Source organism: Streptomyces sp. NPDC050759, from assembly GCF_044456945.1.
In the GTDB taxonomy this organism is placed as follows: Bacteria; Actinomycetota; Actinomycetes; order Streptomycetales; family Streptomycetaceae; genus Streptomyces.
Genome location: NZ_JBITGI010000011.1, coordinates 264,351 through 282,965 on the forward strand (window position 1 = coordinate 264,351; position 18,615 = coordinate 282,965).

The following is an 18,615-nucleotide window of genomic DNA, read 5'->3' on the forward strand; positions in this document are numbered from 1 at the left end:
TGGGCTCAACGGATCTCTGAGGACTCTCGGACGTCGTCGTTCGGGTCGGCGTTCGGGTCGGCGTTCGGGTCGGCGTTCGGGCCGTTGTTCACGTCGTCGCCGTCCCCCTCCACCACCCGCACGCCCAGCCCCGACAAGGGAACCGTACGGACAACGCCCGCCGCGTCATCGGGGATCTTCAAGACCGCCTCCCGCAGACCGGTCTCGGTAGGCCGGAAGACGACGTCGATCCGGCAGGACTGCTCCGGGCGGAGCTGTGTGCCGGAGCAACCGTCGTCGGTGATCACGAAATCCTTGAGCGCTGGGCCCTCAGGCTCAGCCGTCCCGACGCTCAGTGCGGCTGTTCCCGTGCTGGTCAGGGTGAGTGTGCTGGGTGGGCTGCCAGTATCGATCACGGTGTCGACGAACTCCAAGGTGAGTGGGCTGTTCTCCGCCGCTAGGACCGTCGGCTCGTCGGGCGACGACACCCTCGGGGTCTCCGGGGTCTCCGGGGTCTGCGGGGTCTCCGGGCTCTGCGGGGTCTCCGGGGTGGCTGTGGGGCTTGACAGCTCTGCGCTGGGGGGCGTGACCGGAGGGGTGACAGTGACCATGACGACGGGTTCGCGGGACATCGCCTGCACTGCCGCCACCATCGCCACCGCGCCCACGATGGTGAGCAAGGCAGCCAGGAACACCCGCGCCCGGGTCCGCGACCCCCGACGGTCACGCGAGGCAACCGAGTCAGGCGGGGGCCCGTGGTTCTGTACGGACCGCACCAGCCCCAGGTGGGTGCGACTCAGCTCCGCCCCCACCCGATCCCCCAGCCGGGAACGCAGCTCCTCCGCCCGTTGCAGCAGGTCCCGCGCCTCCTCGAGCCGGTCCTCGCAGTACGCCAGCGTGCCCTTCTGGTGGGCGAACAACGCCTCCGCCGACGCGTCACCCACCTGTCGTGCCGCCTCGACGCCTTGCCCGAGGACGTCCCGCCACTCCTTCCAGCGGCCCATGACGAAGAGCACCGGCTCCACCAGCCGGATCAGTCGGACCACCACCTCGAACTGCGCCCGTTCGGACGCGAAACCGAGCAGACCCAGCGCCGCCTCCAGTGCCTCCAGCGCATGAGGTCCGGAGGGGTCGGCGAGCCAGTCGGCAAGGCCGCGCACCGCCCCGGCGTAGTCGATCTGGCCCAGGAGCTGCTGCCGATAGCTCTCCTTCCGGCACACAGGGATGCCGAACCGGTCGTCGGGATGCTCGGCCAGTCCGTCACGGTGCAGTTCGTCCAGGTACTGGAGGACGAACGTGATGTCCCCGACCCCCGACACCAGCGCAGCCGGAAGCAGTGCGCCGGCGAAGAGGGTCAGGACGGTCAGCGCCCGCCGTTTGACGCCGTCCAGCCTGCGCAGGGAGAGCCGGTCGAGCGCCTCCGGACCGGCCGCCGCGGCTTCCTCCGCGAGCCGCGACGCGGTGAACTCCCCGGACCGTACGAGCGCCGCGGCTTGCTTGATGTGCAGCGGACGGCCGTCCAGAGCCGCCAACAGCCGCCGTACGTCTGTGACTTCGTTCGCCCCGATTCCTCGGCCCAGCGACCGTGCGTACAGGTCGAGCGCCGCGTCCGGGGGCAGCCCATGCAACATGCGTGAGCCCCCGAGCCCGGTCAGTACGGGCCGTGTGGAGCCGATCACCAGCCCGCAACCCGGCAGCGCCGCCGCAGCCTCGTTCGGGATGCCCGAGCCGGGCGGCACGTCGTCGAGAACGACGAGGGTTCGGCAGCCGCGGATGATCGCCTCGCACTCCGCGCGGGTCGCCTTCACGGGCTCCGGACACCAGTAGAGCCGGTCGACGACCATCTGCAGCACGTCGTCCAACGGCGCGGACCCCACACGTACGTACACCGAGGGCGCCCACACCGCGCCCGAGGCAAGGTAACGGAGCAGCGTGGTCTTGCCGAACCCGCACGGGGCGTGGAATTCCAGGGGCCGCCCCGCGTGGATCTCTCGCCGCGCGACCGCGACCACCGCCTCCCGCCCCGGCAGGGGCGGGCAGGCAACGGTCCTGGACCAGAGCGGGCGCATCTGTGCCCGTACATGGGCCCGCAGGTGCAACTCGACCGGCTCCAGACGCACGCCGTGCGCCGCGGTCAGGACGACTCGCCAGGTCCCGGACAGTACGGTGTTCATCAGCTGAACATCCGCCAGTCGTAGACCAGTTGGTACTCGCCGCCGTGTCCGGTGAACGTGACGACACGTTCTGGACTGTCAGCGCGGCCCGCCCAACGGCTGGTCAGGGAACGGACGGTGGTCTCGACGGTGACCGGCCGGAAGATGTCGTCCTGCCAGATCACCTTGAAGAGGTCGAAAACCTTCCCGACCACGAAGATGACGACTTTGCGGATCAACTCGTTGATCGGGACGGGCAGCACCGCGCCGACGGCATCGCCCAGAGCCTCGGCGACCGCGTCCCGCACCTTGACGTACAACCTGTTCACGAAATCGGAGAAACCGCCCTGGTCCAGCTCGGCCAGCACGAGCGTCACGAAGTAGGACTTCGGGAACTTCACCGGGCCCTCGATGAGGCTGAACCGGACGAGGCGCCGCGGCGGCGTGTACGTCTGCACGCCGCCTGTATGGAAGCTGCGCACCTTGAAGGGGGAGATCTTCTCGACGTCGCCGCTCTCGTCGATGGCGGTGCCGCCGAGCCCGATCTCGTCCTTGAAGAGCTCGTTGGTCTCTTCCAGGCACTTCACCCTGTGCAGCCGCAGTTCCAGCTGCCGCAGCGGGACGGCCGCCGCGGCAGCGTTCTCCGCGTCCGCGCTCTCGGCCACGCCGGCCACGGATGTCTCGGCGACGGACGCCGCCTTGCGCAGCTCGTCCGCCGGGAACCTGAGCTTCGCGGGGAAGGGCAGCTTCTTGACCTGTGCCTCGACCGTGGTCGTGGAACGCAGATCGACCTTGGCCAGGTCGTCCAGCTTCTTCGCGCGGCCGGGCGCGTTCTTCAGATCGGTCACGACGCGGTCCGCCGCCTTCTTCCGCGTCCCCTCGGGCAGCGCCTTGAAGCGGCTCGCCATCAGGTGCTCCATCGCGGTACTGCCGCCCGGCATCGGGTACTTGGCGGGCTCGTTGTGGTGGGCCGCGACCTTCTCTGCGGCCAACTGGAACTCCCGTACCACCCGTTCGGCCACGGCGAGCACCTTGGCGTTGGCGATCCCGGTGACGACGGAATCGGTGTTGTCGGTCATCTGCGTCTCGTCTCCTTGGTGATGAGCGGTCTGCTCACCACCAAGGGCGTGCATCGGGGCGGCACATCGTGCCTCGCGACGGCACACCTGCTCGGGATTCAGAAACTCCAGACGACGCGGGTCGCGGGATCGGGGGCGTAACAGCAGTACGTGCCCGTCCGGACGCCGCCTTCCAGATGACGGCCGAGGACGGGATCCTCGTGGGCGATCCTTCGTATCGCCGACTTGAGCGCCTTGGTGACATTCAGCCGGGCCCGCTCGGAGGCCGACGCGGCCCTGCGGTCGCGGCCTCCGAGGCCGACCGCTCCCGCCAACTGCTCGGTCAGGGCATCGATTTCGGACCGTGCACGGTCGGCCCGTCCGGCGTCGTTCCACCGTTCGGCCTCTTCCAGGTCGACGGCGAGTTCGCCGAGCCGGTTCCGATACTGCCTCTTGGCCTGTGCATCGAGAACCGGCCCCGCGTCTTCGAGAACCAACTCGGGGGCTGCGCCCGCGAGGTCGAGAGCGAGGAATTCCCGGTCGGGTTCGTGAAGGAGCCGGTTCAGGTAACCGACTCCGAGCGTGGCCTTGAGATGGAAGGCGTGGCTTCCGTGGGTGAAGGCCCAGTACTCGCCCTCCTTGCGGAGGGTGACGCTGTCGAGCGAGGTCTCCTCCACCTCCCTCGTGCGGAGGGGCTCTTCATCGTCGTACGGCTGCAGCGGCGGCAGTCCGAGTTCGTCGGTGACCGCCCGGGCTGCCATGTCGATCGACCACTGCCTGCCGCGCTCTCGCGCCGCATCGAAGGTGCTGCTGCCCAACGCGGTACGGCCGTCCGCTGCAACGGTCGTCATGAATGCGCCTATGAAGGGCACCAACGCCACACCTACCGAGTCCCGGGTCGTCTCGGACGCACCCAGAAGCCCGGCCGCTCGTTCCCAGTCGCCCTCCCGTGCAGCAAGGAGGCCAACGAGGCAGAACACCTCAGACAGCCCCCACCGTGCCTTCAGCCGCCAGAAGCGCTGCAGTGCTTCCGCCACCCGAGCGCGGGTGTCCCCGGTGCCTCCCAGGGCCCAGGTCGCCATCGCGTACGTCAGGGTGGCCCAGGCGAGACTCTCGGGTTCGCCTGTCTCTCGAAGTGTGGTGCAGGCGGTCTCCGCCAGCGCGTGGGCCCGCTCGAAGTCCTGCCGTGCCACCTGGGCAGTGGCGAGGAACAGGTATGACCAGCCCAACAGCCACAGATCCGCCGACTCCCGCGCGACGACCAGCGACTCCTCCAGGAGTTCCAACGCACCGTCGAATTCGCCCGCGCAGACAGCGGCGAAGCCCAAGTACTGAAGCGCGTAAGCCAGCCCCCGCAAGTCACCGAACCGGCGCGACAGTTCCACCGCATCGGCGCAGGCGCCGACGGCGCGCGGGATGTCGCCCTGGATGACCGCCAGGGTGGCCAGGCCGTTGAGTGCCCGCACTCGGCCCTCGGGCGAGGTCACCGCGTCGGCCGACAGCGCTCGGTCCAACCAGACGTGTCCTTCGGCATAGTGGCCGCGAAGATCCCAGAAGGGCGCGAGAGCACCAGCGAGGCGGACGGCGCCTTCGAATTCCTGGGCGGTGAGCAACCAGTCAAGGGCAACCCGGAGATTGGAGTGCTCGGCCTCCAGTTGGTCGAGGCAGTCCGGCTGTTCCGGCCCTCGGTACCGTTTCCACGCCCCTTCGGCGAGGCCCAGGAAATGCGCGGCGTGGCGGGCCCGCAGCGGCTCCGCACCCTCGCCCTCTCCGAGCCGCTCCAGCCCGTACGCGCGCAGGGTTTCCAGAAGCCGGTAACGCGTTGTTCCCCGTCCCGGGACGACGGTCACCAGCGACTTGTCGACCAGCCGGGGCAGCAGTTCCCCGATGTCCCCCGGGCCGTCCGGGCCACCGGCGACGGCCTTGGCGGACTCCTCACCGAAGCTGCCCGCGAACACGGCGAGCCGGTCGAACAGCTCGCGCTCCGGGGTGGAGAGCATCCGATAGCTCCACTCGACCACGCCTCTCAGGGTCCGGTGGTGGGGCAGGATGTCACGGCTCTCCACCGCCAGCAGCCCGAACCGGTTGTCGAGACGTCGGCTGATCTGTTCCACTCCCAGGGAGTTGACCCGGGCAGCGGCGAGTTCGATGGCCAGCGGAAGCCCGTCGAGCCGGCGGCAGATGTCTGCCACCGCCGCAGCGTTCGACACGGTGAGCCGGAATCCGGGATCGGCGGCGGTGGCCCGGTCCAGGAACAGCCGTACAGCGTCGAAGCCTTGGGCGGTGCCGACTTCCCCGGTCCCGTCGGGCGGTGTGCACAGGCCTGTGACCGGCCAGAGCGTCTCACCGGTGACCCCGAGTCGCTCCCTGCTCGTGACCAGTACGCGCAAGCCCCGGCACCCGGCCAGCAGGTCCTGAACCAGCCGGGCCACGGGATCGAGGAGGTGTTCACAGCTGTCCAGGAAGATCAGCATGTCGGAGTCGCGAAGACGTTCGGTGAGAACGGCGGTCTGGGCCTGCCCACCCTGTTCGGGAACATCGAGCACCCCGGCGACGGTGTGTGCGACGAGGACGGGATCGGCGAGCCCGGCCAGCTCGACCAGCCATACGCCGTCCTGATGGCGCTCGGTCCGTCGGGCGGCCAGTTCGAGGGCGAGCCGACTTTTGCCCGCTCCCCCGGCTCCGGTCAGCGTGACGAGTCTGGCCTGTTCCAGACTGGCGCCGATCTCCCCGAGTTCCTGGCGGCGACCCACGAAGGTCGTCAGCGGTGCGGGCAGATTGTCGGTTCTCCGGGAAACCGCCATGTCGGACGCTCCAGCTGGGGGCGCGGCGTCGGCCCCCGCCGGAAGCATAGGGGCGGCCTCAGACCGCAGCAATGGAGAGGGGCCGCACTGGGAGGGAGGAGGCAGCCGTTGAAAGTGAGCAGGATTATTGAAAATGATTGTCATCATGCTACGGTCGGCGCACCGACTCTTGACCACCCCTTTACCCGGAGGGCCCCGTGCGCCTGCCCGCCCGCCACCTCATCCCCGCCGCTCTGGCGTCCGTCCTGCTCACCGGTTGTTTCTCGGGTACGTCCGCCGGGGGCGACGGCGACGGCAAGCGTCTTCGCGTCGCGATGATGCAGCCCCCGCGCTCCGGCCTGTCCCCGCTCTCCGACGACGCGTTCAAGCTGTCGCGCTGGTCGACCGCGGAGACCCTGGTCGAGCTGGACGCGGACGGTGACGCCGAGCCCGCGCTCGCCACCAGGTGGCAGCAGTCGGGCCGCACCTGGACCTTCGGGATACGCGACGGCGTCACGTTCCACGACGGCACCGAGCTCGACGCCGATGCCGTCGTACGGTCGCTGTCCAGAGCCGCCTCCGCCGCCCCCAAGCCCCGCATCCTGGACGGCGTCGAGCTGACGGCGAAGGCCGTGGACGCCCGCACCGTCTCGGTCACCACCGCCGACGAGGACCCGCTGGTACCACAGCGGCTCAGCTCACCCCAGCTGTCGATCCTGGCCGCGAAGGCCTACACCGACAAGACCGTGAACCCGGTCGGCGCCGGCACCGGCCCCTTCGAGCTGACGAAGGTGAACGGCACCTCCTCCGCCACCCTCGACCGCTACGACGGCTACTGGGGCGCCAGGGCCAAGTCCCCCGGCATCGACGTGACGTTCGTGCCCGACGGCACCGCCCGCGCGGCCGCCCTGCGCAGCGGCGAGGCCGACATCGTGGAGGCGATCCCCGTCTCCCAGGCCGCACTGCTCGACAAGGACCTGATCACCGAGGTCCCGATGCCGCGCACCAACACGCTGTACCTCAACACCCGGAAGGGCGTCTTCACGGACGCCTCGCTGCGCGCCGCCGCCCGCGAGGCCATCGACGCCGAGTCGATCGTGAACGGCGTGTACGAGGGACGGGCCGACGTGGCCGAGGGGCTGCTCGGGCCCGCGCTGCCATGGGCGGCCGAGCTGCGCAGGCCCGTCGGGCACGCCAAGGCCCACAAGCCGACCGGGCAGACCGTCACCATCGGCACCTTCACCGACCGCGCCGAGCTCCCCGAGGTCGCGGCCGCGCTCCAACAGCAGCTGCAGAAGGCCGGGTTCACGGTGAAGCTGGCGGTCCGCGAGTACGCCACCATCGAATCCGACGCGCTGGCGGGCGAGTTCGACGCCTTCATCCTGTCCCGGGCCACCGTCCTGGACTCCGGCGACCCGGCCGCCTACCTCTACAGCGACTTCGCCTCCGACGGCTCCTTCAACATCGCCCAGCTGGCGGACTCCGACGTGGACGCGAAGCTCAGGGAGGCCGGGGCGACCGGTGCCGGTGAGCGGCGCCGCGCGGCGATCATCGCCGCCGAGGCCGCCGTACTCGCCACCGACGCCGCCGTGCCGATGCTCCACGAGCGGGTGATCCAGGGCGACGCCGCCGCGGTCGTCGGCGCGGCCCACGACCCGCGCGAGCGGGAGCTGGTCACGGCCGCCACCCACGTCAGGTGAGGCCCACCGCGGCCGGGGCGACCCGGGCCCTGAGTCTCCTCGCGGTCGTCACCGCCGTGGGCCTGCTGCCGTGGCTCTCCGGCAGGGACCCCGCGCTGACCGTGCTGCGCGCCCGTTCCGCCGAGCAGGAGCCGACGAAGGAGGCCCTGGACGCCGTACGACAGGACCTCGGGCTGGACGCCGGTCCCCTGTCCCTGCTGTGGAGTTGGGCCACCCGCCTGGTGCGTGGGGACCTCGGCACGTCTTGGGTGTCGGGGACGGACGTCCTGCCGTCGGTTCTCTCCGGGCTCCAGGTCTCGCTCGCGCTGATGGGCGCGGCCTTCGCGGTGGCGGTGGTGCTGGCGGGCGCGCTGGTCGCACCCGTACTGGTGCGGGGGCGCCGGTCGGCCGGTGCGTGGGCCGCGATGCTGGCCGCCGTCCCCGAATTCCTGTTGGCCACCGTTGTGTTGCTGGTGTGCGGGGTGTGGCTGGGGTGGCTGCCGACGTCCGGCTGGCAGGGCCCTGCGTCCATGGTGCTGCCCGCGCTCGCTCTCGGCGTTCCGGCGGGCGGCCTGCTCGGGCGGCTGGTCGCGGACGCGCTGCCCGCCGTGCTGGACGAACGGTGGGTGGAGCTGTGGCGGGGTGCCGGGGTGAGCAGGTCGCTCATCGCCACGGCGGCCCTCAAGCGGGTACTCCCGCCGCTGGTACCGCAGTTCGGCATGGCGGCTGTCGGGCTGACCGGCGGCGCGGTCGCGGTGGAGACCGTCCTGGCCGTGCCGGGCATCGGACGTACCGCACTGGGCGCGGCCAAGTCCCAGGATCTCCCGCTGCTCCAGGGTGCGGTGCTCGCCCTGCTGCTGCTCGGGCTCGCCACCGGCGCGCTGGCCGCTCTGCTGCGGCGTCGGCTGCTGGGTCCGGCCCTGCGCGACGCCTCGCTCGTGCTCCCGCCGGCCCGCCCGGTCCGCACCCACCCGGCGATCCCGGCCGCCCTCTTCACCGTCCTCGCCGTGGCCGTCGGCTGGGGCCTGCTGCGTGACCCGTACGCCGTGAACACGACGGACCGCCTCGCCGCTCCCTCCTTGGCGCACCCGCTCGGCACCGACGGCCTCGGCCGGGACGTACTGGCCCGGCTCGGCCACGGCGCCGCCCCCACCGTCGGCACGGCGGCGGCGGTATGCCTGCTGAGCCTGCTGGCCGGACTGGCGCTGGGCTTTCTGCCGGGGGTCGCGGCGGGCGCGGCGGACATCGCCAACGCCCTGCCGCCGGTGATCGTCGGCATCCTGGTCGCCGCGGCGGCCGGACCCGGCACCGGCGGCGCGGCCCTCGCGGTCGCCCTCATCTCCTGGCCTCCGCTTGCCGCGCACGCGGCGGCACTGGTGCAGGAGGTCCGGGCGTCCGCCTTCCTCACCGCCCAACGGGCCATCGGGGCACCGCCGTTGTGGATCCTGACCCGGCATGTCCTGCCCTCGGTGGCCGCCCCCGTCGCCCGTCATGCCCTCCTGCGGCTGCCCGGTATCGCCCTCGCCCTCGCCTCCCTGGGCTTCCTCGGTCTGGGCGCCCAGCCGCCCGCGCCCGAATGGGGTCTGCTCCTCGACGAGTCCCGGGCCTACGTGGAACGCGCCCCGTGGGCCGCCCTCGCCCCGGCCGTGGCCCTCGCCCTGCTGGCGGGTCTCGCGGTGGCGGGGGCGTCGTACACACAGGGGCGCGGCCGGAAAAGTACACGGCAGGAGGCCGGAGTTGGAGTCTGAGGTGCTGCTGTCGGTAGGCGATCTGCGGATCGGCTTCTCCGGAGTGCAGGTGGTGCGCGGGGTGTCCTTCGACATCCGGGCGCGCGAGGTGTTCGCCCTGGTGGGCGAGTCGGGCGCGGGCAAGAGCCTGACCGCGCGGGCGCTGCTCGGCATGCTGCCGAGGGAGGCCACGACGACCGGCACGGTCGACCCCGACCTGTCGGGGGCGCGGGGACGCCGGATCGCCCTGGTCCCGCAGGACGCCCTCTCGGCACTGTCCCCCGTCCACCCGGTCGGCGACCAACTCGCCGCCGCCGTACGGTCGGTACGGCGGGTGGGCCGACGCGAGGCACGCGCCCTCGCGGTGGCCGCGCTGGACCGGGTGGGCATCCCCGACGCCGCCCGCCGGGCCCGTGCCCACCCGCACGAGTACTCCGGCGGTATGCGCCAGCGGGCGGTCGTCGCGATGGCCACGATCAACGAACCGGACATCCTGGTCGCCGACGAACCCACCACCGCCCTTGACCCCGACCATCGCGAGCTGGTGCTCCGACTCCTCGCGGAGCAGCGGGAGTCGAGGGGCACGGCCCTGGTGCTGGTCACGCACGACATGGACGCGGTACGGCGGCACGCGCACCGGGTGCTGGTGATGTACGCCGGCCGCGCGGTGGAGACGGGCCCGGCACGGGAGGTCCTGGCGCACCCCCGGGCCCCGTACACCGCGGGCCTGCTCGCGTCCCTCCCCGAGAACGCACGGGGACGCCGTCTCGTCGCCCTCCCCGGCTCGCCACCCGCCCCGGACGCCCTCCCCCCGGGCTGCGCCTTCGCCCCGCGCTGCGCCCTGGCGACGGAGGTGTGCCACCGGCGGGAACCGGAACCGCAGCACGTGGACCACCGGTCGGTCGCCTGTCACCACGGGGAGACCATGTGAGCACCCCCCTCCTCGACGTCCGCGACCTGGTCGTCCGCTACGGCACGGTCACCGCCGTGGATCACGTGTCCTTCTCCCTGTCGGAGGGCGAGACCCTCGCGCTCGACGGCCCGAGCGGCTGCGGCAAGTCGTCCACCGCCCACGCCGTACTCCAGTTGCGCCGCCCGTCCGGCGGTGAAGTCCACTTCGAGGGAAGGGAGTTGACCGCGCTGTCCGACCGCGAGCTGCGTCCCCTGCGCCCCCGGATGCAGCCCGTCTTCCAGGACCCGTACGGCTCCCTGAGCCCCCGCCACCGCATTCGGGACGCGGTCGCGGAACCGCTGAGGATCCGGGGCCGGCGGCCCACGCCCGCCCGGATCGCCGAACTTCTCGACCGGGTCGGCCTTGACCCGTCGTACGGCGACCGCCGCCCGCACGAGCTCTCCGGCGGTCAGTGCCAACGCGTGGGCATAGCACGGGCGTTGGCGTGCGAGCCGCGGCTGCTGGTCTTGGACGAGCCGGTGTCGGCGCTGGACCCCTCCGTCCGGGCCGGGATCCTCAACCTCCTGGCCGACCTCCAGGACGAGCTGGGGCTCGGCTACCTGTTCATCTGCCACGACCGGGCGGTCGTACGGCATGTCGCGGACCGGGTGCTGGAGATGCGGGACGGGCGGATCACGCGCGCGTGGCGGCCTCGATGACCTGCCGCAGACCCTCGGTGAGGGTGTCCGCGTCGGGCGCACTCTTGGGGTCGAAGGCCCACTGGCCGATGAGTCCGGTCATCAGCGCCAGATAGAACCCGCCGAGGGTGTCGGCGGTCTCGTCCGTCACCTCCTCCTCCGGCACGCCCATCAGCATGGAGACCAGGCCCCGCCCACCCTCGCGCTGCGCGCGCACCAACTGGTCGCGCACCTCGGGCAGTTGGTCACCCATACCCATGACCTCCAGGCTGAGCCGCCACAGCGAGCCGGGCTCCCGCATGGTGTCGACGATGCCGGCCCACACCTCCCGGAAGCGCTCCAGCGAGCCGGGCGCACCGGTGAATCCGTCACCCCCCTCGAAGGACACGTCTTCCACCAGCGCGATGTACGCCTGCGCCAGGAGCGCGTCCTTCGAGCCGTAGTGGTAGCCGATCGAGGCGAGGTTGGTCCCCGACTCCTTGACGATGTCGCGCGCCGTCGTGCGCACGAACCCCTTCTCCAGCAGGCAGCGCTTGGCGCCTTCGAGCAGATCCTCGCGATGTCCCATGCGCTCAGCCTATCTAGACAAACGATTTATACAAGCGTCATAGACAACCGTATAGGACAACCGTATAGTCGCCGTCATGACGAACCCGACGAGCACCACCACCACCCCGTCCGGCCGCGCCGGCCGCCGTGAATGGACCGCCCTCGCCGTCCTGATGCTTCCGCTGCTCCTGGTCTCGATGGACGTCTCCGTCCTCTACTTCGCGATCCCGGCGATCAGCGCGGACCTGGAGCCGACCGGCACCCAGCAGCTGTGGATCTTCGACATCTACGCCTTCGTCCTGGCCGGCCTGCTGATGACGATGGGCTCGCTCGGCGACCGCATCGGCCACCGCAGGCTCCTGCTGGTCGGCGCCGCCGCCTTCGGCACCGCCTCACTGGTGGCGGCGTACGCGAACAGCGCCGAGATGCTGATCGCGGCCCGCGCGGTGCTCGGCATCGGCGGCGCGACCCTGATGCCGTCGACGATGGCCCTGCTCCGCACGATGTTCACCGACCCCGGCCAGCGCGCGAAGGCGATCGGCATGTGGTCCGGCGTGATGACGGCCGGGATCGCGCTCGGCTCGGTGATGAGCGGTGTGCTGGTCGAGTACTTCTGGTGGGGCTCGGTCTTCCTGGTCAACCTGCCCGCGATGGCGCTGCTGCTGCTCCTCGGCCCCGCGCTGCTCCCCGAGTCGAGGAGCGCCTCCCCGGGTCGCTTCGACCGGCTGAGCGTCCCGCTGTCGATGGCCGCCGTGCTCCCCGTGATCTACGGCCTCAAGGAGATCCCCTCGGAGGGCTGGAACGTCCGCTACGTCGTCTCGATCACCGTCGGTCTGCTCTTCGCGGCCCTCTTCGTGCACCGCCAGCGCACCGCGGCCTCACCGATGATCGACCCCGCCCTGTTCCGCGGTCGCGGCTTCGCTCCGTCCGTCGCCCTGAACCTCGTCTCGGCGTTCGGGATCATGGGGTCGGCCTACTTCACCACGCAGTACCTGCAGTCCGTGCTCGACAAGAGCGCGCTGGAGGCGGCCCTGTGGGCGCTGCTGCCGTCGGTGCCGATCGGAGCCGCGGCGCCGGTCGCGACCGCCCTGGTCCAGAAGGGCGTCAACCGCGCCTCGGTCATCACCGCGGGCTTCGTGATCGCCGCGTGCGGCTTCGGGCTGCTGGCCTTCGCCGGTACGGACTCGATGTGGCTGGTGCTGGCCTCCTGCGGTGTCCTGGCGGTCGGCGGCGTCATCGTGATGTCCCAGATCATGGACCTCGCGATGGGCACCGCCCCGGTGGAGCGGGCCGGTGCCGCGTCCTCCCTGATGGAGACCGGCGCGGAGTTCGGCGGCGCGCTGGGCATGGCGGTCCTCGGCTCCATCGGTACGGCGGTCTACCGCCACGAGATGCCGGATGCGGCGCCGGATGCGGCGCGGGAGACGCTGGGCGGGGCCCTCGCGGTGGCCGACCGGTTCCCGGGCCTCGCGACGGCGGCCCGGGAGGCCTTCACCAGCGGAATGCAGGGCGCGGCGATCGCGGGAGCGGTAGTGCTCGCCGGGGCGGCGGTGCTGGCGGCTGTGACACTGCGCCGGGTCGAACTGCCCACAGCTCAGGAGGCACCGGAGCAGGAGAAGGCGCTCGTCTGACAGAAAAGCGCCGGGCGGGCCGAGGAAACCCTCGGCCCGCCCGGCGGTCGTGGTGAAGCGTCAGACCAGGTTCACCGCACGGGCCGACGTCGCCCCGATCTCCTCGGCCACCTCGGTCAGCACACCCGCGGGCACCGTGTCGTCGACGGTGAGGACCGCGAGCGCCTCGCCACCGGCGACCGACCGCGACACCTGCATACCGGCGATGTTGATACCGGCCTCGCCGAAGATACGGCCGACCGTGCCGACGACGCCGGGACGGTCCTCGTACTTCAGGACGACCATGTGGTCGGCGAGGGCCAGGTCGACGTCGTACTCACCGACCGCGACGATCTTCTGGAGGTGCTTGGGACCGGCCAGCGTGCCGGAGACCGACACCTCCTCGCCGCTGCCGAGCGTGCCGCGCACGGTGACGACGTTGCGGTGGTCGGCCGACTCCGAGCTGGTGGTCAGCCGCACCTCGACACCGCGCTCCTGGGCGAACAGCGGGGCGTTGACGTACGACACCGTCTCGGCGACGACGTCCTCGAAGACACCCTTGAGGGCGGACAGCTCCAGCACCTTCACGTCGTGCTGGGTGATCTCGCCGTACACCTCGACGTCGAGGCGGACCGCGACCTCGCCGGCGAGCGCGGTGAAGATGCGGCCGAGGCGCTCGGCGAGCGGCAGGCCCGGCTTGACGTCCTCGGCGATGACGCCACCCTGGACGTTCACCGCGTCGGGCACGAGCTCACCGGCGAGAGCGAGGCGCACCGAGCGGGCGACGGCGATACCGGCCTTCTCCTGGGCCTCGTCGGTGGAGGCACCGAGGTGCGGGGTGGCGACGACCTGGTCGAACTCGAAGAGCGGGGAGTCCGTGCAGGGCTCCTTCGCGTACACGTCGAGACCGGCACCGGCGACCCGGCCCTCCTTGAGGGCGGAGTACAGCGCCTCCTCGTCGACGATCCCGCCGCGCGCGGCGTTGACGATCCGCACGCTCGGCTTGACCTTGCGCAGCGCCTCGTCGCCGATGAGACCGACGGTCTCGGGCGTCTTGGGCAGGTGGACGGTGATGAAGTCGGAGACCTCGAGCAGCTCGTCCAGGGAGAGCACCTTGACGCCCATCTGGGCGGCGCGGGCGGGCTGGATGTAGGGGTCGTAGGCGACGACCTTCATGCCGAAGCCGGACATGCGCTGGGCGACCAGCGCACCGATCCGGCCCAGACCCACGACACCGAGGGTCTTCTCGGCGAGCTCCACGCCCGTGTACTTGCTGCGCTTCCACTCGCCGTTCTTCAGCGCGGCGTTGGCCTGCGGAATGTGGCGGGCGGTGGCGACGAGGAGACCGCAGGCCAGCTCGGCCGCGGTTACGATGTTCGAGGTGGGGGCGTTGACGACCATCACGCCGGCCTTGGTGGCGGCGGAGACGTCGACGTTGTCCAGGCCGACGCCGGCTCGTGCGACGACCTTCAGTTTGTGCGCGGCGGCGATCGCCTCGGCGTCCACCTTGGTGGCGGAGCGGATCAGGATCGCGTCGACCTCGGCGATGGCCGGGAGCAGTTCGGCGCGGTCCGCTCCGTTGCAGTGCCGGATCTCGAAGTCGGGGCCAAGCGCGTCCACAGTCGCGGGCGACAGCTCTTCAGCGATGAGTACGACGGGTTTCGAGCTCACGTGAGTCCTCACAGGTCCATTGCGGACGGCCGTCCCGACGGCCGCAGGCGGTGGAGGGTACTGGCCGCGTGGAAGACGCACGACGTTGTGGGCCTGACGCGTATGTATCCGGCAGTCTAGTGGCGCGGCAGAGGTCGTCCTGCGCCTCTGCGGAAGGATCACCCGTCCGTGACGCGACGGGTGGGACAACGGGGCCGGAGCTGTCTGCTCCGGCCCCGTGGCCTGAGGCTTACGCCTCCTCGTCGACCCAGCTCATCAGCTTGCGCAGCTGCTTGCCAGTGGTCTCCAGCAGGGACTCGGCGTCCTTCTGCTTGTACTCGTTGTACTTCTTCAGACCGCCGTGGTACTCGGCCATCCACTCACGGGCGAAGGTGCCGTCCTGGATCTCGGCGAGGACCTTCTTCATCTCGGCCTTGGTGGCGTCCGTGATGATCCGCGGGCCGGTGACGTAGTCGCCCCACTCGGCGGTCTCGGAGATCGACCAGCGCATCTTCTCCAGGCCGCCCTCGTACATGAGGTCGACGATGAGCTTCAGCTCGTGCAGGCACTCGAAGTACGCGATCTCCGGCTGGTAGCCGGCCTCGGTCAGCGTCTCGAAACCGGCCTTGACCAGCGCGGCCGTACCACCGCAGAGAACGGCCTGCTCACCGAACAGGTCGGTCTCGGTCTCCTCGGTGAAGGTCGTCTTGATGACGCCGGCGCGGGTGCCGCCGATGCCCTTGGCGTACGACAGCGCGAGCGCGAAGCCGTTGCCGGTCGCGTCCTGCTCGACGGCCGCGATACACGGAACGCCGCGGCCCTCCTCGTACTGGCGACGGACGAGGTGGCCCGGGCCCTTGGGGGCGACCATGCAGACGTCGACGCCCGCCGGGGGCTTGATGAAGTCGAAGCGGATGTTCAGGCCGTGGCCGAAGAACAACGCGTCGCCGTCGTTCAGGTTGTCCTTGATGGACTCCTCGTAGACCTGGGCCTGGATCGGGTCCGGGACCAGGATCATGATGACGTCGGCCTCGGCGGCGGCCTCGGACGGCGTCACCACGCGCAGGCCCTGCTCCTCGGCCTTGGCCTTGGACTTGGAGCCCTCGTGCAGACCGACACGCACGTCGACACCCGAGTCACGGAGCGACAGCGCGTGGGCGTGGCCCTGGCTGCCGTAACCGATGACCGCGACCTTGCGGCCCTGGATGATGGACAGGTCGGCGTCGGCGTCGTAGAACAGCTCGGCCACTTTGGGTTCTCTCCTTGGTCTGCAGGTGTTGCGTCCCACCGTATGACGGCGGGCTGAGATGAAGTTTCCGGGTCTCGGTATACGGGCGGCCGGAGCCGCCCGTACCCGGCCCTACGCGCTGCGGTCGAGCGCGCGCAGCGAGCGGTCCGTGATCGAACGGGCGCCGCGGCCGATCGCGATGGTGCCCGACTGGACCAGTTCCTTGATGCCGAAGGGCTCCAGCATCTTCAGCATCGCGGACAGCTTCTCGCCGCTGCCGGTGGCCTCGATCGTGACGGCCTCCGGGGAGACGTCGACGGTCTTGGCGCGGAACAGCTGGACGATCTCGACGATCTGGGAGCGCGTCTCGTTGTCGGCGCGCACCTTCACCAGAACGAGTTCGCGCTGAACGGCCGAGCCGGGTTCCAGCTCGACGATCTTCAGCACGTTGACGAGCTTGTTGAGCTGCTTGGTCACCTGCTCCAGCGGCAGTTCCTCGACCACGGTGACCACGATGGTGATCCGGGAGATCTCGGGGTGCTCGGTGACACCGACCGCGAGCGAGTCGATGTTGAAGCCGCGGCGGGAGAACAGGGCGGCGATCCGGGCGAGGATGCCCGGGGTGTTCTCCACCAGGACGGAGAGCGTGTGCTTGGACATGATCTTTTACGTCTCTCTCGCTCAGTCGTCTTCGTTGTCGCCGAAGTCGGGGCGGACGTCCCGGGCGGCCAGGATCGTGTCGTTCGAGGTGCCGGCGGCGACCATCGGCCACACCATCGCGTCCTCGTGGACGATGAAGTCGACGACGACGGGGCGGTCGTTGATGGAGTTCGCCTCCGCGATGACCTTGTCGAGGTCCTCCGGGCGTTCACAGCGCAGACCCACGCAGCCCATCGCCTCGGACAGCTTCACGAAGTCCGGCACGCGCGTGCCCTTGGCGTTCGGGTTGACGTCCTCGGGACCGCTGTGCAGCACGGTGTTGGAGTAGCGCTGGTTGTAGAAGAGGGTCTGCCACTGGCGGACCATCCCGAGGGCGCCGTTGTTGATGATGGCGACCTTGATCGGGATGTTGTTCAGGGCGCAGGTGGTCAGTTCCTGGTTGGTCATCTGGAAGCAGCCGTCGCCGTCGATCGCCCAGACCGTGTTGCCCGGCATGCCGGCCTTGGCGCCCATCGCGGCCGGGACCGCGTAGCCCATGGTTCCGGCGCCGCCGGAGTTGAGCCAGGTGGCGGGCTTCTCGTACTGGATGAAGTGCGCGGACCACATCTGGTGCTGGCCGACGCCCGCCGCGAAGATCGTGCCCTCGGGGGCGAGCTGTCCGACCCGCTCGATGACCTGCTGCGGGGAGAGCGAGCCGTCCTCGGGGAGGTCGTAGCCGAGCGGGTAGGTCTCGCGCCAGCGGTTCAGGTCCTTCCACCAGGCGCTGTAGTCGCCCTTGTGGCCCTCGCTGTGTTCCTTCTGGACGGCCTGGACCAGGTCGGCGATGACCTCGCGGGCGTCCCCGACGATCGGCACGTCGGCGGCGCGGTTCTTGCCGATCTCGGCCGGGTCGATGTCGGCGTGGACGATCTTGGCGTGTGGGGCGAAGCTGTCCAGCTTGCCGGTGACGCGGTCGTCGAAGCGGGTTCCGAGGGCGACGATCAGGTCGGCCTTCTGCAGCGCGGTGACGGCGGTGACCGAACCGTGCATGCCCGGCATTCCCACGTGCAGCGGGTGGCTGTCGGGGAATGCGCCGAGCCCCATCAGGGTGGTGGTGACGGGGGCTCCGGTGAGTTCTGCGAGGACCTTCAGCTCGGCGGTGGCGCCGGCCTTGATGACACCGCCACCGACGTAGAGGACGGGCCGCTTGGCCTGGGTGATCAGCTTGGCGCCCTCGCGGATCTGCTTGGCGTGCGGCTTGGTCACCGGGCGGTAGCCGGGCAGGTCCATGACGGGCGGCCAGGAGAACGTCGTCTTCGCCTGGAGGGCGTCCTTGGCGATGTCGACCAGGACCGGGCCGGGGCGGCCGGTGGAGGCGATGTGGAAGGCCTGCGCGATGACGCGCGGGATGTCCTCGGCCTTGGTGACGAGGAAGTTGTGCTTGGTGATCGGCATGGTGATGCCGACGATGTCCGCCTCCTGGAAGGCGTCCGTGCCGATCGCCTTGGAGGCCACCTGACCGGTGATCGCCACGAGCGGCACCGAGTCCATGTGGGCGTCCGCGATCGGGGTGACCAGGTTGGTGGCACCGGGGCCCGAGGTCGCCATGCAGACACCGACCTTGCCGGTGGCCTGCGCGTAACCGGTGGCCGCGTGGCCCGCGCCCTGCTCGTGACGGACCAGGACGTGCCGCACCCGGGTGGAGTCCATCAGCGGGTCGTACGCCGGAAGGATGGCACCGCCGGGAATGCCGAATACCGTCTCGGCGCCGACCTCCTCGAGAGAGCGGATGAGGGACTGCGCACCCGTGACGTGCTCGGGGGCGGACTGCTGTCCTCCGGATCGGGGCCGCGGCTGCGGATGGGCCCCGGTGGCCTGCTCGGTCATCGTCATTCTCTTCTCGATGCTGAGGGTTTTTGCGAAGTTTGTGCGGTGTTCGACTGGTGCCTGTGCAACAAAAAACCCCTCGT

The 18,615-nt window shown here is 70.5% G+C and carries 13 protein-coding genes; 5 read left to right on the forward strand and 8 right to left on the reverse strand.

Annotation, left to right across the window (positions count from 1 at the left end; genetic code table 11):
• Positions 1 to 5: 5 nt before the first annotated feature.
• The 3 genes from ACIBJB_RS30155 to ACIBJB_RS30165 all read right to left on the reverse strand — a co-directional run bounded on the left by ACIBJB_RS30155 (position 6) and on the right by ACIBJB_RS30165 (position 5,994).
• On the reverse strand, positions 6 to 2,153 hold the full coding sequence (locus ACIBJB_RS30155) for a hypothetical protein (RefSeq protein WP_398935038.1): 2,148 nt from the start codon (positions 2,151 to 2,153) through the stop codon (positions 6 to 8).
• Entirely contained in the window at positions 2,153 to 3,211 is a 1,059-nt protein-coding gene (locus ACIBJB_RS30160; RefSeq protein WP_398935040.1) for a hypothetical protein, read from the reverse strand. Before ACIBJB_RS30160 ends, ACIBJB_RS30155 begins: the two co-directional genes overlap by 1 nt.
• A 98-nt stretch (positions 3,212 to 3,309) precedes the next feature.
• Positions 3,310 to 5,994: an ATP-binding protein gene (locus ACIBJB_RS30165; RefSeq protein WP_398935042.1), complete on the reverse strand. Its 2,685-nt coding sequence runs from the start codon at positions 5,992 to 5,994 to the stop codon at positions 3,310 to 3,312.
• Between the two features lie 197 nt (positions 5,995 to 6,191).
• Between ACIBJB_RS30165 and ACIBJB_RS30170 the strand changes: the two genes are divergently transcribed.
• Genes ACIBJB_RS30170 through ACIBJB_RS30185 form a run of 4 tightly spaced genes read left to right on the forward strand, consistent with a single transcriptional unit; the run spans position 6,192 to position 10,990 of the window.
• A complete protein-coding gene (locus ACIBJB_RS30170) occupies positions 6,192 to 7,673 on the forward strand; it encodes an ABC transporter substrate-binding protein (protein ID WP_398935044.1) in 1,482 nt (493 codons plus the stop codon).
• Positions 7,670 to 9,400 carry an ABC transporter permease subunit gene (locus tag ACIBJB_RS30175; RefSeq protein WP_398935046.1) on the forward strand — a complete coding sequence of 577 codons (1,731 nt, stop codon included), beginning with the start codon at positions 7,670 to 7,672 and terminating at the stop codon, positions 9,398 to 9,400. The genes ACIBJB_RS30170 and ACIBJB_RS30175 overlap by 4 nt, the downstream gene beginning before the upstream one ends.
• Positions 9,390 to 10,310, forward strand: coding sequence for an ABC transporter ATP-binding protein (locus tag ACIBJB_RS30180; RefSeq protein ID WP_398935048.1), 921 nt, complete (start codon positions 9,390 to 9,392; stop codon positions 10,308 to 10,310). Before ACIBJB_RS30175 ends, ACIBJB_RS30180 begins: the two co-directional genes overlap by 11 nt.
• Positions 10,307 to 10,990, forward strand: coding sequence for an ATP-binding cassette domain-containing protein (locus ACIBJB_RS30185; protein WP_398935050.1), 684 nt, complete (start codon positions 10,307 to 10,309; stop codon positions 10,988 to 10,990). Before ACIBJB_RS30180 ends, ACIBJB_RS30185 begins: the two co-directional genes overlap by 4 nt.
• Here ACIBJB_RS30185 and ACIBJB_RS30190 read toward each other — a convergent pair.
• On the reverse strand, positions 10,965 to 11,537 hold the full coding sequence (locus ACIBJB_RS30190) for a TetR/AcrR family transcriptional regulator (protein ID WP_398935052.1): 573 nt from the start codon (positions 11,535 to 11,537) through the stop codon (positions 10,965 to 10,967). The two genes, ACIBJB_RS30185 and ACIBJB_RS30190, sit on opposite strands and share 26 nt — an antisense overlap.
• Positions 11,538 to 11,613: 76 nt before the next feature.
• Between ACIBJB_RS30190 and ACIBJB_RS30195 the strand changes: the two genes are divergently transcribed.
• On the forward strand, positions 11,614 to 13,149 hold the full coding sequence (locus tag ACIBJB_RS30195) for an MFS transporter (protein ID WP_398935054.1): 1,536 nt from the start codon (positions 11,614 to 11,616) through the stop codon (positions 13,147 to 13,149).
• A gap of 60 nt (positions 13,150 to 13,209) precedes the next feature.
• Here ACIBJB_RS30195 and serA read toward each other — a convergent pair whose 3' ends face one another.
• The 4 genes from serA to ACIBJB_RS30215 form a co-directional block, all read right to left on the reverse strand.
• Positions 13,210 to 14,799, reverse strand: a complete 1,590-nt coding sequence (gene serA, locus ACIBJB_RS30200) for a phosphoglycerate dehydrogenase (protein WP_398935056.1) — start codon at positions 14,797 to 14,799, stop codon at positions 13,210 to 13,212.
• Between the two features lie 229 nt (positions 14,800 to 15,028).
• Positions 15,029 to 16,027: a ketol-acid reductoisomerase gene (ilvC, locus tag ACIBJB_RS30205; RefSeq protein WP_062045764.1), complete on the reverse strand. Its 999-nt coding sequence runs from the start codon at positions 16,025 to 16,027 to the stop codon at positions 15,029 to 15,031.
• 111 nt (positions 16,028 to 16,138) lie between these two features.
• Positions 16,139 to 16,666 carry an acetolactate synthase small subunit gene (gene ilvN, locus ACIBJB_RS30210; protein ID WP_069766166.1) on the reverse strand — a complete coding sequence of 176 codons (528 nt, stop codon included), beginning with the start codon at positions 16,664 to 16,666 and terminating at the stop codon, positions 16,139 to 16,141.
• Positions 16,667 to 16,687: 21 nt separating this feature from the next.
• The gene (locus tag ACIBJB_RS30215) at positions 16,688 to 18,532 is read right to left on the reverse strand and encodes an acetolactate synthase large subunit (protein WP_398935059.1); all 1,845 of its coding nucleotides are present in this window, start codon (positions 18,530 to 18,532) and stop codon (positions 16,688 to 16,690) included.
• Positions 18,533 to 18,615: the final 83 nt, after the last annotated feature.

Bases quoted from the DNA above. Each gene is read 5' to 3' on its own strand.
- ACIBJB_RS30155 (WP_398935038.1), bottom strand. From the start codon at position 2,153: ATGAACACCGTACTGTCCGGGACCTGGCGAGTCGTCCTGACCGCGGCG.
- ACIBJB_RS30160 (WP_398935040.1), bottom strand. From the start codon at position 3,211: ATGACCGACAACACCGATTCCGTCGTCACCGGGATCGCCAACGCCAAG.
- ACIBJB_RS30165 (WP_398935042.1), bottom strand. From the start codon at position 5,994: ATGGCGGTTTCCCGGAGAACCGACAATCTGCCCGCACCGCTGACGACC.
- ACIBJB_RS30190 (WP_398935052.1), bottom strand. From the start codon at position 11,537: ATGGGACATCGCGAGGATCTGCTCGAAGGCGCCAAGCGCTGCCTGCTG.
- ACIBJB_RS30195 (WP_398935054.1), top strand. From the start codon at position 11,614: ATGACGAACCCGACGAGCACCACCACCACCCCGTCCGGCCGCGCCGGC.
- ilvN (WP_069766166.1), bottom strand. From the start codon at position 16,666: ATGTCCAAGCACACGCTCTCCGTCCTGGTGGAGAACACCCCGGGCATC.
- ACIBJB_RS30215 (WP_398935059.1), bottom strand. From the start codon at position 18,532: ATGACCGAGCAGGCCACCGGGGCCCATCCGCAGCCGCGGCCCCGATCC.